Consider the following 240-nt stretch of genomic DNA (forward strand, 5'->3'; position numbering starts at 1 on the left):
CGTCGATGGTCTCCATCCGCTTCTTGTTCAGCGGGCCGGTGTCCTCGATCTTGCCGTCGGCGAAGGAATGGATCACCCCGCGCGGCGAAGCGGCCTTGATGAAGGCCGGGTCGTCCTTCGGCCAGTAGGGGCGTTCCGGCTCTTCCTCGGCATTGAGGTGGTAGAGGTTGCCGAAGAACTCGTCGAAGCCGTGATTGGTCGGCAGGTATTCGTCGCGGTCGCCCAGGTGGTTCTTGCCGA

The 240-nt window shown here is 63.3% G+C and carries 1 pseudogene; it reads right to left on the bottom strand.

From position 1 onward, the window contains the following. Positions 1–240 (bottom strand): annotated as a pseudogene (locus tag J5M67_RS29355) (arylsulfatase); the annotation flags it as partial.

The organism is Pseudomonas sp. 30_B (assembly GCF_017491605.1).
GTDB lineage: Bacteria > Pseudomonadota > Gammaproteobacteria > Pseudomonadales > Pseudomonadaceae > Pseudomonas.